General features: G+C 57.4%; 16 protein-coding genes. All 16 read right to left on the bottom strand.

The features are described from left to right. Positions 1 to 187: 187 nt before the first annotated feature. The 16 genes from nuoG to ACR0BD_RS09970 all read right to left on the bottom strand — a co-directional run bounded on the left by nuoG (position 188) and on the right by ACR0BD_RS09970 (position 13,556). Positions 188 to 2,209, bottom strand: coding sequence for an NADH-quinone oxidoreductase subunit NuoG (nuoG, locus tag ACR0BD_RS10045; protein WP_480830194.1), 2,022 nt, complete (start codon positions 2,207 to 2,209; stop codon positions 188 to 190). Between the two features lie 3 nt (positions 2,210 to 2,212). Next, complete coding sequence (locus ACR0BD_RS10040) at positions 2,213 to 2,608, bottom strand: DUF5333 domain-containing protein (RefSeq protein ID WP_480830231.1); 396 nt, start codon at positions 2,606 to 2,608, stop codon at positions 2,213 to 2,215. A gap of 107 nt (positions 2,609 to 2,715) precedes the next feature. Beyond that, the gene (locus ACR0BD_RS10035; RefSeq protein ID WP_480830193.1) at positions 2,716 to 3,111 is read right to left on the bottom strand and encodes a hypothetical protein; all 396 of its coding nucleotides are present in this window, start codon (positions 3,109 to 3,111) and stop codon (positions 2,716 to 2,718) included. 217 nt (positions 3,112 to 3,328) lie between these two features. Continuing rightward, positions 3,329 to 4,627 carry an NADH-quinone oxidoreductase subunit NuoF gene (gene nuoF / locus ACR0BD_RS10030; RefSeq protein ID WP_170352617.1) on the bottom strand — a complete coding sequence of 433 codons (1,299 nt, stop codon included), beginning with the start codon at positions 4,625 to 4,627 and terminating at the stop codon, positions 3,329 to 3,331. A gap of 12 nt (positions 4,628 to 4,639) precedes the next feature. Further along, entirely contained in the window at positions 4,640 to 4,858 is a 219-nt protein-coding gene (locus ACR0BD_RS10025; protein ID WP_170784212.1) for a DUF5337 domain-containing protein, read from the bottom strand. A gap of 31 nt (positions 4,859 to 4,889) precedes the next feature. Next, positions 4,890 to 6,002 carry an NADH-quinone oxidoreductase subunit NuoE gene (gene nuoE, locus ACR0BD_RS10020; RefSeq protein ID WP_480830192.1) on the bottom strand — a complete coding sequence of 371 codons (1,113 nt, stop codon included), beginning with the start codon at positions 6,000 to 6,002 and terminating at the stop codon, positions 4,890 to 4,892. Next, positions 6,002 to 7,225, bottom strand: a complete 1,224-nt coding sequence (locus ACR0BD_RS10015) for an NADH-quinone oxidoreductase subunit D (protein WP_480830191.1) — start codon at positions 7,223 to 7,225, stop codon at positions 6,002 to 6,004. The genes nuoE and ACR0BD_RS10015 overlap by 1 nt, the downstream gene beginning before the upstream one ends. Further along, the gene (locus ACR0BD_RS10010) at positions 7,225 to 7,356 is read right to left on the bottom strand and encodes a hypothetical protein (RefSeq protein WP_475222835.1); all 132 of its coding nucleotides are present in this window, start codon (positions 7,354 to 7,356) and stop codon (positions 7,225 to 7,227) included. Before ACR0BD_RS10010 ends, ACR0BD_RS10015 begins: the two co-directional genes overlap by 1 nt. A gap of 1 nt (position 7,357) precedes the next feature. Continuing rightward, positions 7,358 to 7,531 (bottom strand): hypothetical protein, encoded by a 174-nt coding sequence (locus tag ACR0BD_RS10005; RefSeq protein WP_010442775.1) that lies wholly within the window; start codon positions 7,529 to 7,531, stop codon positions 7,358 to 7,360. A 2-nt stretch (positions 7,532 to 7,533) separates the two neighbouring features. Then, a complete protein-coding gene (locus ACR0BD_RS10000; protein ID WP_480695992.1) occupies positions 7,534 to 8,136 on the bottom strand; it encodes an NADH-quinone oxidoreductase subunit C in 603 nt (200 codons plus the stop codon). 12 nt (positions 8,137 to 8,148) lie between these two features. Further along, complete coding sequence (locus tag ACR0BD_RS09995; protein WP_037307875.1) at positions 8,149 to 8,682, bottom strand: NuoB/complex I 20 kDa subunit family protein; 534 nt, start codon at positions 8,680 to 8,682, stop codon at positions 8,149 to 8,151. Next, positions 8,673 to 9,038 carry an NADH-quinone oxidoreductase subunit A gene (locus ACR0BD_RS09990; RefSeq protein ID WP_050602775.1) on the bottom strand — a complete coding sequence of 122 codons (366 nt, stop codon included), beginning with the start codon at positions 9,036 to 9,038 and terminating at the stop codon, positions 8,673 to 8,675. Before ACR0BD_RS09990 ends, ACR0BD_RS09995 begins: the two co-directional genes overlap by 10 nt. Before the next feature lie 176 nt (positions 9,039 to 9,214). After that, on the bottom strand, positions 9,215 to 10,003 hold the full coding sequence (locus tag ACR0BD_RS09985; RefSeq protein WP_480830190.1) for a crotonase/enoyl-CoA hydratase family protein: 789 nt from the start codon (positions 10,001 to 10,003) through the stop codon (positions 9,215 to 9,217). A gap of 8 nt (positions 10,004 to 10,011) precedes the next feature. Further along, positions 10,012 to 10,866: a hydroxymethylglutaryl-CoA lyase gene (locus ACR0BD_RS09980; protein WP_480830189.1), complete on the bottom strand. Its 855-nt coding sequence runs from the start codon at positions 10,864 to 10,866 to the stop codon at positions 10,012 to 10,014. A 79-nt stretch (positions 10,867 to 10,945) separates the two neighbouring features. Then, positions 10,946 to 12,877 (bottom strand): acetyl/propionyl/methylcrotonyl-CoA carboxylase subunit alpha, encoded by a 1,932-nt coding sequence (locus ACR0BD_RS09975; protein WP_480830188.1) that lies wholly within the window; start codon positions 12,875 to 12,877, stop codon positions 10,946 to 10,948. 10 nt (positions 12,878 to 12,887) lie between these two features. Then, a complete protein-coding gene (locus tag ACR0BD_RS09970) occupies positions 12,888 to 13,556 on the bottom strand; it encodes a hypothetical protein (protein WP_480830187.1) in 669 nt (222 codons plus the stop codon).

Genomic DNA, 13,556 nt, shown 5'->3' with positions numbered 1-13,556 from the left:
GTATTCCGTTTTCCGCGTGCGATGCATAGGCCAGTTGCCTGCGCATGGTGCGGCTGGGTCGGCGCGTTGGTGTAAACAGCATCTACCGCCATTGCGCCACCCTTATTATTGAATTTCACACGCAATTCAGGCGCGGCTAACTGCCACCCGGCCGCCGCGCACGTCTGCGATATGAAATGTGTCAGTTTCATTCAGCCGCGATCTTTTCCGATTTACGAGCCTGCGCCTGAGCCGATAGCTCGGCCATCAGTTGCGAGGCGCGCGCAATCGGATTGGTCAGATAGAAATCTTTGATCGCATAACGGAAGCTGGCATCCCCGAGCTTTCCTGCATCCAACGCAACCGCGTCATTTTCGATCACTTGGTCGATCTGCGCCAGGTGCGGCACGGCTTCAATCAAGGCAGTGCGCAGTTGCGCCAACGAGTCAAATGGCAATGTAGCATCCAGCTCAGCCGACAGCGCGCGAAGGATGGCCCAATTCTCCTTGGCTTCACCCGGTGCGAATCCGGCACGCATAGCCAGCTGTGGGCGACCCTCGGTATTCACGAACAGGCCGTTTTCTTCGGTATATGCAGCACCTGGCAGAATAACGTCTGCGCGGTGGGCGCCACGGTCGCCATGGCTGCCCTGATAGATCACAAAGGCACCTTCGCCGATCTCGACCTCATCCGCACCGAGGTTATAGATCACGTCCGCTGCGCTGACCGCGTCCATGCCGCTTTCGTTAGTGGCATCGACATCCATTGCACCGACGCGCGACGCAGCAGTATGCAAAACGATCAAACCGCTTTCTGTATTCGCGGCAATCGCCTGCGCAGCCGCCAGAACGGCAGCTCCATCAGCCTCTTGCAGCGCACCTTGACCAACAATGACCAGAGAGGGCTTGCCCTTGATCTCATCATCGCCGCCCATATCGACCGCCTGCTGCAAAGCCGCGCGATCATCACCGATGTGATGGTATTCATAGGTCAGATCGACTGCGGGTCCGACGACGGCAACCTCGGCCCCATGAGCCCAGGCCTTACGAATCCGCGCATTCAGAACCGGAGCTTCATCGCGCGGGTTTGTACCAATCAGCAGAATGCGTTCGGCTGTGTCGATATCTTCGATTGTAGCGGTTCCGGCATAAGCACCGCGATTTCCAGAAGGCAGCTTAGCCCCATCGGTGCGGCATTCGACAACACCGCCCTGCCCTTCGACCATCTGCTTCAGCGCAAAAGCCGCCTCAACCGGGGCCAGATCGCCCACGATACCCGCCGGTTTCTCGGCCCCTTTCAACGCTTCAGCGGCTTTGGTCAGCGCCTCGGGCCACGAGGCCGGGCGCAGCTTGCCGTTTTCGCGTACGTAGGGTTTGTCCAGACGCTGACGGCGCAGACCATCCCATACGAAACGGGTCTTGTCGCTGATCCACTCTTCGTTCACGCCATCATGGTTGCGTGGCAAAAAGCGCATAACTTCACGCCCCTTGGTATCCACACGAATGTTCGAACCCAAAGCATCCATTACATCGATGCTCTCGGTCTTAGTCAGTTCCCAAGGACGAGCCGTGAAGGCATAAGGCTTCGAGGTCAACGCCCCAACCGGACACAGGTCGATGATGTTACCCTGCAGGTTCGAATCCAGCGTTTGGTTCAAGTACGAGGTAATCTCGGCATCCTCGCCGCGCCCGGTCTGGCCCATTTGGGTGATCCCCGCGACCTCGGTCGTGAAACGCACACAACGGGTGCAGCTGATGCAGCGGGTCATCGCAGTCCCGACCAAAGGCCCAAGGTCCAGATCATCAACCGCGCGCTTGGCTTCCTTGAAGCGCGTGCCCGACAACCCATAGGCCATCGCCTGATCCTGCAGATCGCACTCACCGCCCTGATCGCAGATCGGGCAATCCAGTGGGTGGTTGATCAGAAGAAACTCCATCACGCCTTCGCGGGCCTTCTTGACCATTGGCGAGTTCGTCTTGACCACCGGCGGCTGGCCTTCCGGTCCCGGGCGCAAATCCCGCACCTGCATCGCGCAGGAAGCCGCAGGTTTTGGCGGTCCGCCGACAACCTCAACCAGACACATCCGGCAGTTGCCAGCAATCGACAGACGTTCGTGATAGCAGAAACGCGGCACTTCGACCCCGGCCTCTTCACAGGCCTGGATCAGAGTCATCGCACCATCGACTTCGATTTCCTGTCCATCGATATTGATCTTGCGGAGGTCAGACATGGTCTAGTTCGCCCTCAAATACACGCCAATGGCGCTGTTTCTTTCGATTTCCTTCTGCCCCAAAGTGCAAAAAGAATTCGGATTGTCATAAGAAACGCCGTGTTGGGCCAGATACGCCTCGCCCTTGGCGCGCATCCGGTCTTTTTCGGCATCCGATTCCACATAGGCCCGAATCTCTGTATCCGAGTAGCCCAATTTGTTCGCTTTGGAACGCAGCCCCCACATCACGCCGATCGCTTTTACGCGGCGTCCGTTGATCGAAGGACAGTATTCCGAAATCTCATTTGCGATCGCGATGTAGTAGAGCTCGTTGTCGATCTCTTTAACGTCGCGCAAAGGCGGTTTTTCGTCGGCCGCAACCGGCAAGGCCATAGCAGTGAGCGCAGCAAGCACTTTCATACCAAACATGACACGTCCTTTCGTCTTGGAACGTCCAAGACGACCGGAGCAGGCAGGGTTATGCAATAACACCGCACCCATGTCAGCGTGATATGCGGACCGCGACGTCATGGTCGTCTGCAACGTCCAGCAAAAGTAAGTTTGTCATCCGATATGCGTAAGTTCTGCGGCTCGGTGTCTGGTCCGACGTTCCAGTCAATCCGGGATGATCCAAAGTTGGAAATGCAAAACTTGATGCCTTCGTACCGCCCGGCCTCGCGTGCGCCGTCTAGTGAGGCGGAAACGCCATTGACGACAACCGTAAACTCGGTCGGAGATTTCTTTTTGTCGACTTGTTTTGCCTTGGCACGGAAGAAATGACCGTCAAAATTGACCCGGTCGGATGACGAAACGATACCGCCACAGGCTGAGAGCAGCATCACGCCGGCCATCAAACCACACATCGACACTCGGGTTCTGACGCGGCTGTGCGCAGTTGATTTATCCCCGGTACGCAGAACCATCAGAACGCCGCCACTTTCATCGAAATGGAGCCGATCATACGGGCATGGCTCGGGCAAAGAGATTTACCTCTGCGACGGGGTGCGAGCGATAGCTGGCACAATGTCCGCATTCCGGATCCGGCGCACGTCGAGAGCGACGCCGTGAACCACGCAACAAGCGTGAATATGACGAACGCCGCAACCGAGTGGCCATATTCTGCGAGCAGATGCATCCGCGTTACTCCGCCGCCATCGCGCCGGTGCGACCGGATTTCTGCGCCTTGATGCGGTCTTCGATCTCTTCGCGGAAGTTGCGGATCAAGCCCTGTATCGGCCAAGCTGCAGCATCACCCAAGGCACAGATCGTGTGACCCTCGACCTGTTTGGTGACGTCGAACAGCATGTCGATCTCTTCCAGTTCGGCCTCGCCACGAACCAAACGATCCATAACGCGCATCATCCAGCCGGTGCCTTCGCGGCACGGCGTGCACTGGCCGCAGCTTTCGTGTTTGTAGAACTTCGACAGCCGCCAGATTGCCTTGATGATATCAGTGGACTTGTCCATCACGATCACCGCCGCCGTTCCCAGGCCCGAGCCCAGATCGTTGCGCAGGTAGTCAAAATCCATGATCGCGTCGCGCATGTTCTCACCGCGCACGCAAGGAACAGACGAACCACCCGGAATCACTGCCAGCAAATTGTCCCAGCCGCCGCGAATACCGCCGCAATGGGTCTCGATCAGCTCTTCGAACGAGATCGACATCGCCTCTTCGACAACACAAGGGTTGTTAACATGGCCCGAGATCGCAAACAGCTTGGTCCCTGCGTTGTTCTGACGGCCAAAACCCGCGAACCAGTCGGCACCGCGACGCAGGATCGTCGGTACAACGGCGATGGATTCAACATTGTTCACCGTGGTCGGACAGCCATACAGCCCCGCCCCCGCCGGGAACGGAGGTTTCATCCGCGGCATGCCCTTCTTGCCCTCAAGGCTTTCGATCAAGGCGGTTTCTTCACCGCAGATATAGGCCCCAGCCCCGTGATGCAGGAACAGGTCGAAATCCCAGCCCGAGCCAGCGGCGTTCTTGCCCAGCAGGCCTGCGTCATACGCTTCATCAATCGCGGCCTGCAGCGCCTCACGCTCGCGGATGTATTCGCCGCGCAGGTAGATGTAGCAGGTATGTGCATTCATCGCGAAAGATGCGATCAGGCAACCCTCGATCAGGGTATGCGGATCGTGGCGCATGATCTCGCGGTCTTTGCAGGTTCCGGGCTCGGATTCGTCCGCGTTCACCACCAGATAGGCCGGACGACCATCGCTTTCCTTGGGCATGAAAGACCATTTCAGCCCGGTCGGGAAACCCGCACCGCCTCGACCCCGCAGGCCTGAGTCTTTCATCGTCTGAATGATCCAGTCGCGGCCCTTTTCGATCAGGCCGGCAGTGCCGTCCCAATGCCCGCGCGCCTGCGCGCCACGCAATGTGCGCTCATGCATCCCGTAGATGTTGGTAAAGATCCGGTCCTGATCCTTCAGCATCGCGTGTTACCTTCAGCTGTCCTGACGCATGCGCCAGAGTTGAAAAATGTTGACGCCCGCATAGATGAACCCTGCCAGAGCGGCAAAATCAAAAAGCAGCGCATAGCGGCCCGGCAGTCCCAACTGCGGACCGACAAAAGACATAACAAGCCAAAGCACCATCGTCGCGGCGATGACGATGCCTATGTGACGGCCCTTTCGGGCTATGGCCTGTTCCTTGTCCTTATCCATCTCATCCTGATGCCCTGTACGGGCACCTGTTTTAGTCTTCGTAAGTGCCGTCTTCCTTGGCACGTTTTGCGAAATCGGTCTCTTCCCCCGCAGCCAGGCTGGTCGCCTGTTCGATCCAATCGTCGCGCTCAATCCGGCCTTTGAACTTCAGCCGCGCATCCACCCAAGCGATATTCCCGGCAGTCCATTTCGCGATCTGGTCGTAGTGATAGATGCCCAGATCGTTCAGCTTTTCTTCCAGTTTTGGCCCAACACCCTTGAGCATCTTGAGGTCGTCGGCCTTGCCGCCTCGCGCCGCGGTCAGTGTCTCTGGCTGGTCCTCGTCTGCCGCTTCCGCCTTCGCCTTTGCATCCTCGGCCTGCTTTACAGCGGGTTTTGGCGTTTCAGGTTCTTTCGGAGGTTTCGGGGCAGTCTTGGTCGCCTCTGCCTTACCGTCCTTACCCAGCCATGGGGTTAGGATCGGCACTTCTGTTCCGTCGATCCGCTTGACCGTGTCGCCCAGATCAGTAGCCAACTCGACACTGGCATTGTACTGCGGTTTGCCCGCCTCATACTCGGTCAGGCTGCTTAGACCGCTTAGCGGTTCAGCCGCATAGCGTCCATTCTGTGGGCCCGGTGCAGGTACCTTGCCAGCGGCCAGATCGTCGATGATTTTGCCAAAACTTTCGGCGGTCAAATCCTCATAATAGTCCTTACCAATCTGCGCCATCGGCGCGTTGGTGCAGGAGCCTAGGCACTCGACCTCTTCCCAGCTCAGCTTACCATCTGCCGACAATGCATGTGGCTTAGCGGCGATCTTGTCCTTACAGACCGCGATCAGATCTTCCGCCCCGCAGATCATGCAGGACGTCGTCCCGCAAACCTGAATATGCGCAACAGAACCAACCGGTTGCAGCTGAAACATGAAATAGAACGAGGCAACCTCAAGCACGCGGATATAGGCCATGCCGAGCATGTCAGCGATAGATTCAATCGCCGGACGGGACAACCAGCCCTCCTGCTCTTGCGCGCGCCATAGCAGAGGGATCACCGCGCTGGCCTGACGACCCTCAGGGTACTTAGTAATCTGTGCTTCGGCCCATTGCTGGTTGGCAGCAGTAAAGGCAAAGCTCTCGGGTTGTTCAGAATGCAGACGGCGGAGCATTAGCGGTCAATCTCTCCAAATACGACATCCATGGTGCCGATGATGGCGGCGACGTCGGCCAGTTGGTGCCCTCCGGCGACGTGGTCCATGGCTTGCAGGTGCAGGAACCCGGGCGCGCGCAGTTTGGCGCGGTAGGGCTTGTTGGTGCCGTCGGCGACCAGATAGACGCCGAACTCACCCTTGGGGGCTTCGACAGCGGCGTAAACTTCACCCGCGGGGACGTGGAAGCCTTCAGTATACAGCTTGAAGTGATGGATCAGGCTTTCCATCGAGGTCTTCATGTCCGAGCGTTTCGGCGGGGTGATCTTGCCGCGTGCCAGAACGTCACCCGGGCATTCGCGGATTTTGGCAATGGCCTGACGGATGATGTGCAGCGACTGGCGCATTTCTTCCATGCGGACCAGATAGCGGTCGTAGCAGTCGCCGTTTTTGCCGACGGGGATCTGGAATTCGAACTCGTCATAGCATTCATAGGGCTGCGCGCGGCGCAGGTCCCAAGCCAGACCCGATCCGCGCACCATCACGCCCGAGAAGCCGTATTTCTGGATGTCATCTTCGGTCACGATGCCAATATCAGCATTACGCTGTTTGAAGATGCGGTTTTCGGTCAGCAGACCGTCGATGTCGTCCAGAACAGCGGGGAATTCGTGACTCCACGCCTCGATGTCATCCAACAGTTCGGGCGGCAGGTCCTGATGGACACCACCTGGGCGAAAATAAGCGGCGTGCAAGCGGGCACCGCAGGCGCGCTCATAGAACACCATCAGCTTTTCACGTTCTTCAAAGCCCCACAGCGGCGGGGTCAAAGCACCAACGTCCATCGCCTGCGTGGTCACGTTCAGCAGATGGTTCAGGATGCGCCCGATCTCGGAGTACAGAACCCGGATCAGCGAGCCACGGCGTGGAACTTCGACGCCGGTCAGCTTTTCGATGGCCAAACACCAGGCGTGTTCCTGATTCATCGGCGCCACGTAGTCCAGACGGTCGAAGTAAGGCAGGTTCTGCAGATACGTCCGGCTTTCCATCAGCTTTTCGGTGCCACGGTGCAGCAGGCCGATATGCGGGTCGCAGCGCTCGACAATCTCACCGTCCAGCTCAAGCACCAGACGCAAAACTCCATGCGCCGCAGGGTGTTGCGGGCCGAAGTTGATGTTGAAGTTGCGGATCTTTTGTTCTCCGCTCAGCGCGTCCGTGCTGCCGTCTTCATATCTTGAGCCGTCCATCAACGCCCTCGTTTCTTTTTCGCTTCGGCCCGAACCCGGACCTTTTCCGCCTCAAGCGCCTTGGCCGCAGCCCCGGCCAGCAGGACCCCAAGTGCACCCAATGCAATCAGTTCCCCCAGCAACATCAGCATCTCAGCGGCGCTCCAATTCTTGCAGTTTCAACCCGACCCACCACAACAAGGCGATCGTGCCGAATGGAACCAGACATAAGAGGCACCAGTATTTGTTGATCCCGAAAAACGGCAGTATCTTTACCATCGGGATGATGGTCAGCGCAGAAAGGATCAACCACCAGATACCGCCCATTGTCAGGTCTCCTGCTTTTCATCCCCCGGCAGTATGTAATTCGCGCCCTCCCAAGGGGACATGAAGTCAAACTGACGGTATTCCTGAACCAAGCTGACCGGTTCATACACAACGCGCTTTTCGGCCTCGTCATAGCGAACTTCGGTATACCCGGTCGTTGGGAAATCTTTACGCAGCGGATGCCCTCGAAAGCCATAGTCCGTCAGGATACGGCGCAAGTCCGGGTGCCCTGAAAACAGGATGCCGAACATATCGAACACCTCGCGCTCAAACCAGTTGGCCGAGGGGTGAACATCCACGATCGAAGGCACCATATCCTCTTCGCGGATCGAAACCCTCAGACGAATACGCTGGTTCTGGTACATCGACAGGAAGTGATAAACCACGTCGAACCGTTTTGCCCGCTCGGGGTAATCAACACCTGTGATATCCACCAGGGTCGAAAACCTGCAGTTCTGGTCCGACTTCAGGAACTCAACAAATTCCACCAGATGAGAAGGCGCAACATCCACATTCAATTCGTCATGGGTCACATCCCACGAAAGAACGCTGTCAGTCCGTTTGAGTTCCAGCTGCGCGCCGAGTTCTTTGAGTGCTTCATTCATTCGCCCTCTCCCTCAGCGCACGATGGTGCCGGTACGGCGGATTTTACGTTGAAGCTGCATGAGCCCGTACAGCAAAGCTTCGGCGGTCGGAGGGCAGCCAGGCACGTAAATGTCCACCGGCACAATCCGGTCACAACCACGAACGACCGAATAGGAATAGTGGTAATACCCGCCCCCATTCGCGCAGGATCCCATCGAGATCACATAGCGCGGCTCGGGCATTTGGTCGTAGACCTTGCGCAGCGCCGGGGCCATCTTGTTGGTCAATGTACCAGCTACGATCATCACATCTGATTGGCGCGGGGACGCGCGCGGTGCGATTCCAAACCGTTCAGCGTCATAGCGCGGCATCGAGGTGTGCATCATCTCGACCGCGCAGCAGGCCAGACCAAAGGTCATCCAGTGCAGCGAACCGGTGCGGGCCCAGTTGATAATGTCCTCGGTCGAAGTCAGCAGGAAGCCTTTGTCCTGAAGCTCGGCGTTCAGGGCCTGGGTGGCGACCTCTTTGTCGACGCCGGCGGTGTTTGCACCCGTCATCACTCCCATTCCAAGGCCCCTTTCTTCCACTCATAGGCGAAGCCGATAGTCAGAACGCCCAGGAACACCATCATGGACCAGAAACCGACATCGCTAATGTCCTTAAAGCCAACGGCCCATGGGAACAGGAAAGCAATCTCAAGATCGAAGATGATGAAGAGAATCGACACCAGATAGAATCGGACGTCAAACTTCATCCGCGCATCATCAAAGGCATTGAAGCCACATTCATACGCGCTGACCTTTTCGGGGTCGGGATTGCGGACAGCCAGTACGACAGCGGCCAGAATCAGCACGATTCCAAGGCCCACAGCGACGGCCAGAAACACCAGGATCGGGAGGTACTCCCGCAGCAGGTCTTCCACGAATAGCTCCTTTCCTGCGCACGTATTTAATCCGCGCGCCGTCAATTGGCGTGTTGACTGGACATTCTCTATCCGCGCGGGGTCAGAGGGTCAACCGAACACAAACGCGCAGGAGCCTAATATTCCGTTTCCTTACACGCTTATTTGTGCCGCGGTTAATTCGCGATCTTTTGAAGCTAAACCTTACGATTCCATACAGGTTTTCGTTTTTCAAAGAAGGCACTGATTCCCTCTTGCGCCTCTGCCGTCTCCCAACGGGAGACAAGCGCCCGTATCGTCTGATCGATCACGGTATCGTCAATGACAGGACCCAATGCTTGCGCAAGTGCCTTGGCAGACGCGACGGCCCCCGGCGCACAGGACAAATAGGGTAAAACTTCGGCTTCTACTGCCCCGGCAAGGTCGTCCTGAGAAACCGTTTTGGCAAGCAGTCCCAGATCCACCGCCTCGGCCGCGTTGAACAGCCGCGCGGACATGAAAACGCGCCGGGCGCGCGCCTCACCCATCCGAGCGATCACATATGGACCGATCGTGGCCGGGATCAGGCCAAGCTTGGTTTCTGTTAACCCCATCTTAAGCGTGTCGACGCCGATGGCCACGTCGCATACGGCCGCGAGCCCTACACCGCCACCGAAGGCATTGCCTTGCACCGCTCCGATCAGGGGTTTGGGCATCGTGTTCAGCGCCTGCAGCATTTCCGCAAGTTTCCGCGCTTCGACAAAGCGCGTTTCGGGATCTGCAGCCATCTGCTCTTGCATCCAACCAAGATCGCCACCTGCGCAAAAGCTTTTGCCTGCCCCGGACAGGGTGACAACGCGCACCTCGGCGTCCTCCCCGAGTTGAGCAGCGGCCTGCGTCAGCTCGGCGATCATTTGCGCCGACATGGCGTTGTGCTTTTCGGGGCGGTTCAGCGTCAGGTTGGCAACGCCGCGCGTATCTGTGGCAATGGAAATCGTTTCAAACATGTTGTCGTCTAACCCGCTCGCATAGCGCGCGCCATCTGCGCAGCTTCTTCTATCACCGATTGATCAATTCCGGTCTCGTAACCAAGCCGCTCAAGATGTGCGACCACCGCTTCGGTTGCGACATTTCCTGCGCCACCGGGCGCGTAGGGGCATCCGCCCAATCCGCCCACCGCAGTGTCGAATGTGCGGACACCCAACGCCAAAGCAGCATCAATGTTGTCGATCGCCCGTCCGTTGGTGTCGTGGAAATGTCCCGCCAACCGCGTGACCGGGACGCGATCACGCACAGCCAACAGCATGTGCGCAATTTTATCTGGCGTCCCCTGCCCGATCGTATCGCCCAGCGAGACTTCGTAGCATCCCAACGCGAAAAGCTTGTCTGCCACCTCGGCCACTTTTTCGGGTGGCGTCGGACCATCATAAGGGCAGTCCGTCACACAAGAGACATACCCACGGACCGGTAGGTCAATGTGGCGCGCGGCCTCAAGGATCGGTGTAAAACGCTCGATGGATTCCGCAATCGTTGCGTTGATGTTTGCTTTGGAAAACCCTTCGGACGCCGAGGCAAATACCGCAATCTCGTCGGCCTTGGCCGACAGCGCATCCTCATATCCGCGCATATTGGGCGTCAGTGCAGCATATCGAACCTGATCAGCACGATTGATACCCGCCAAGACTTCGGCACTGCCAGCCATTTGTGGAACCCATTTGGGCGACACAAAACTGGCAACCTCAATTCGGTTGAAACCCGCTCGGCTAAGGCAATCGACCAACGCCACCTTTTCTGCCACCGGGATTTCGCGCTGTTCGTTTTGCAACCCGTCCCGCGGCCCGACCTCAAATATCTCGACCCGTTCTTTCATCAGCGCATCCCTCCCCGATTTCTTCCCATTTCAAATGCAGACAGATTGACTGTGCCACGCAAAGCACCGCCGGGACAGGTTAATCCTCGGCCAGCCGAACCAACGCCGCGCCCGCTTCGACCTGAGCACCGGCTTCAGCTAAAACCTCAGCCACAACCCCATCCCGCGCAGCCAGCAGCGAATGCTCCATCTTCATGGCTTCGAGGATGGCGAGGCGATCCCCCTCTTTCACCGCCTGACCCGCCGATGCGAACACGGCCTTGACCAGCCCCGGCATGGGCGCTTCGATCACATTGGTGTCCCCCGCTGCGCTGGTGTCTCGGTCCAGAGGGTCAATAAACTCGAATTCCTGCCCATAGTCGTCGAAAACTGTAATCACAGCCCCCGAGATTGCGACCTTTGGCATGGGGCTACCGTCGATATCCCACTCCTGACCGCGCCGCCGTGCGATGATCTGCTGGCCACCGACCTCCCAAACTTGCCGATCCGGGCCTTGGACCTGCACGTCCAGTAGAAGTTCCTCTCCGTTCCGAGCCAGTTTCACCTCGCGATGCAATGCGCCCCACAAAGTGAACCCGGCCTCTGGAGCGGTCTCCACCAAATACAACGCGGTCATTGCTGCAGCCACAGCCAGGGCGTTGTTCGCACGCGTTTCGGGCACTAGATCGGCCAGTTCGCGCCCTATCAGACCGGTATCAACGTCACCCGAAGCGAAGCCATTATGGCGGGTCAAGGCACCCAAAAACGCAAGGTTGGTGACAGTCCCAGCCACTTCGGTCCGACGCAAGGCGCGGTGCAGGCTTTCCAAGGCAACCGAACGCGTCGGGCCATGCACCACGACCTTGGCAATCATGGGGTCATACCAAGGGCTGATCGTATCACCAGCGCGCACACCGCTATCGGCCCGGCATTCATCAGGGAACCAAAGATGCGTCAGCGTTCCCGTAGCAGGCAAGAAGCCTTTGGGCACGTCTTCGGCATAAAGACGTGCTTCAAAGGCATGACCGTTGATCGAGAGTTCCTGTTGTTGCCGAGGCAGACTTTCGCCTGCCGCAACCCGCAATTGCCATTCGACCAAGTCCACGCCGGTGATTGCTTCGGTCACAGGATGTTCGACCTGCAATCGGGTATTCATCTCCATGAACCAGAACCGATCTGGGCGAAGCCCGTCCGATGCGTCAACGATAAACTCAACCGTCCCGGCACCTTTGTAACCAATCACCTCGGCGGCACGCACACCGGCCTGTCCCATCGCCTGACGCATTTCGGCTGTCATTCCAGGGGCCGGAGCTTCTTCGATCACCTTCTGATGTCGCCGCTGCAAAGAGCAGTCCCGCTCGAACAAATGCACCGCATGGGTGCCGTCGCCAAAAACCTGCACCTCGATATGGCGCGGTTTGGCAACAAATTTCTCGACCAGCACAGCATCGTTGCCAAAGGCTGTTTTCGCCTCACCACGGGCACTGTCCAGCGCGGTCGCAAAGTCCTCGGACCTTTCGACCAAACGCATTCCTTTGCCACCACCACCTGCAACAGCTTTGATCAGGACCGGGTACCCTATCGCATCGGCAGCGCCGGACAGATGCTCGGGGTCCTGATTGTCTCCGTGATAACCGGGCACAACCGGAACACCCGCCTGCTCCATCAGTGCTTTGGCCGCGTCTTTAAGGCCCATCTTTCGGATGGCATCTGCAGAAGGTCCGATGAAAGTCAGACCTGCTGCTTCGACGGCATCAACAAATTCGGGGTTTTCCGACAGAAAGCCATAACCCGGGTGAATGGCTTGCGCGCCTTTGGTCAGCGCAGCCTGAATGATCACGTCGCCCCTAAGGTAACTCTCGGCCGGAGCAGCACCACCGATATGAACAGCCTCATCCGCCATCTGCACATGTTTGGCTGACGCATCAGCATCAGAAAAAACGGCCACACAGGAAACGCCCATCTTCTGAGCGGTTTCAATAACCCGGCAGGCGATCTCACCCCGGTTGGCTATTAGGATTTTGTTGAACACCCGAATCCTCCTACCACCAAGAGCCGCTTTTTTCGTCCTGCAGATGCGACCTTACATATTCAGGAAGTGGCCATGCATCCCGGTCCATTCTGCTGATTTTGCCAAGATGCCCATCGCGATAGGCATGATAGTAAAGCTCAGGGTGAATTGTGATTTCGATTTCGGCCAAAGCCCTTTCTACTTTGCTCTTGGTGCGGTCGATTTCGTCCGCCAGCTTCGCCTCATCGCTTTTCCCCGCTAAGACACGTGGCAACGAGATATCCCCCAGCACTCTTTTACCCACCGACATCGCAGCAGCTAGAACGAGGTTACCAACCAGCCCACCAACAACATCAACTGCCGAGTTCAGACCAAAACTCCAACTCAGCCAGCCACGTTTCCCTTTCTTTGCCGCAAGCTCAGCACGCATCCGGTCGAATTCGCGCGCGAAAACCTCGCGAAACTCACGTGCAAACCGTGTACGGCTAAAATCGTCCCGCCCTGCGAAAATCCGAATTACGGGGCGTACGAAATAACCACCATTCGATCGATCTACGAATTCTTCAAAGTCGAATAGGAAAAAGTAATCTTCAGGATCCCTAGAGTTATGGACCAAATAGACTGATATTTCAGCTCGACTGGTAAAATCTGGTATTTTAAATTCAGGGATCGTTTCCCAAATTTTTTTCTTAATATCCAT

The sequence above is a fragment of the Ruegeria sp. G5 genome (assembly GCF_056533365.1).
Note: the sequence above shows the minus strand (reverse complement) of the source record. Positions and strands in the feature narration are given on the sequence as shown.

Excerpts from the sequence above, each read along its gene's own strand:
- ACR0BD_RS10000 (WP_480695992.1), bottom strand. The coding sequence starts at position 8,136 with ATGAATGAAGCACTCAAAGAACTCGGCGCGCAGCTGGAACTCAAACGG.
- nuoF (WP_170352617.1), bottom strand. The coding sequence starts at position 4,627 with ATGCTGAAGGATCAGGACCGGATCTTTACCAACATCTACGGGATGCAT.
- ACR0BD_RS10025 (WP_170784212.1), bottom strand. The coding sequence starts at position 4,858 with ATGGATAAGGACAAGGAACAGGCCATAGCCCGAAAGGGCCGTCACATA.
- ACR0BD_RS09970 (WP_480830187.1), bottom strand. The coding sequence starts at position 13,556 with ATGGATATTAAGAAAAAAATTTGGGAAACGATCCCTGAATTTAAAATA.
- ACR0BD_RS10010 (WP_475222835.1), bottom strand. The coding sequence starts at position 7,356 with ATGCTGATGTTGCTGGGGGAACTGATTGCATTGGGTGCACTTGGGGTC.
- nuoE (WP_480830192.1), bottom strand. The coding sequence starts at position 6,002 with ATGCTCCGCCGTCTGCATTCTGAACAACCCGAGAGCTTTGCCTTTACT.
- ACR0BD_RS09995 (WP_037307875.1), bottom strand. The coding sequence starts at position 8,682 with ATGGGAGTGATGACGGGTGCAAACACCGCCGGCGTCGACAAAGAGGTC.
- ACR0BD_RS09980 (WP_480830189.1), bottom strand. The coding sequence starts at position 10,866 with ATGAAAGAACGGGTCGAGATATTTGAGGTCGGGCCGCGGGACGGGTTG.
- ACR0BD_RS09985 (WP_480830190.1), bottom strand. The coding sequence starts at position 10,003 with ATGTTTGAAACGATTTCCATTGCCACAGATACGCGCGGCGTTGCCAAC.
- ACR0BD_RS10035 (WP_480830193.1), bottom strand. The coding sequence starts at position 3,111 with ATGGTTCTGCGTACCGGGGATAAATCAACTGCGCACAGCCGCGTCAGA.
- ACR0BD_RS10015 (WP_480830191.1), bottom strand. The coding sequence starts at position 7,225 with ATGGACGGCTCAAGATATGAAGACGGCAGCACGGACGCGCTGAGCGGA.
- nuoG (WP_480830194.1), bottom strand. The coding sequence starts at position 2,209 with ATGTCTGACCTCCGCAAGATCAATATCGATGGACAGGAAATCGAAGTC.
- ACR0BD_RS10005 (WP_010442775.1), bottom strand. The coding sequence starts at position 7,531 with ATGGGCGGTATCTGGTGGTTGATCCTTTCTGCGCTGACCATCATCCCG.
- ACR0BD_RS10040 (WP_480830231.1), bottom strand. The coding sequence starts at position 2,608 with ATGAAAGTGCTTGCTGCGCTCACTGCTATGGCCTTGCCGGTTGCGGCC.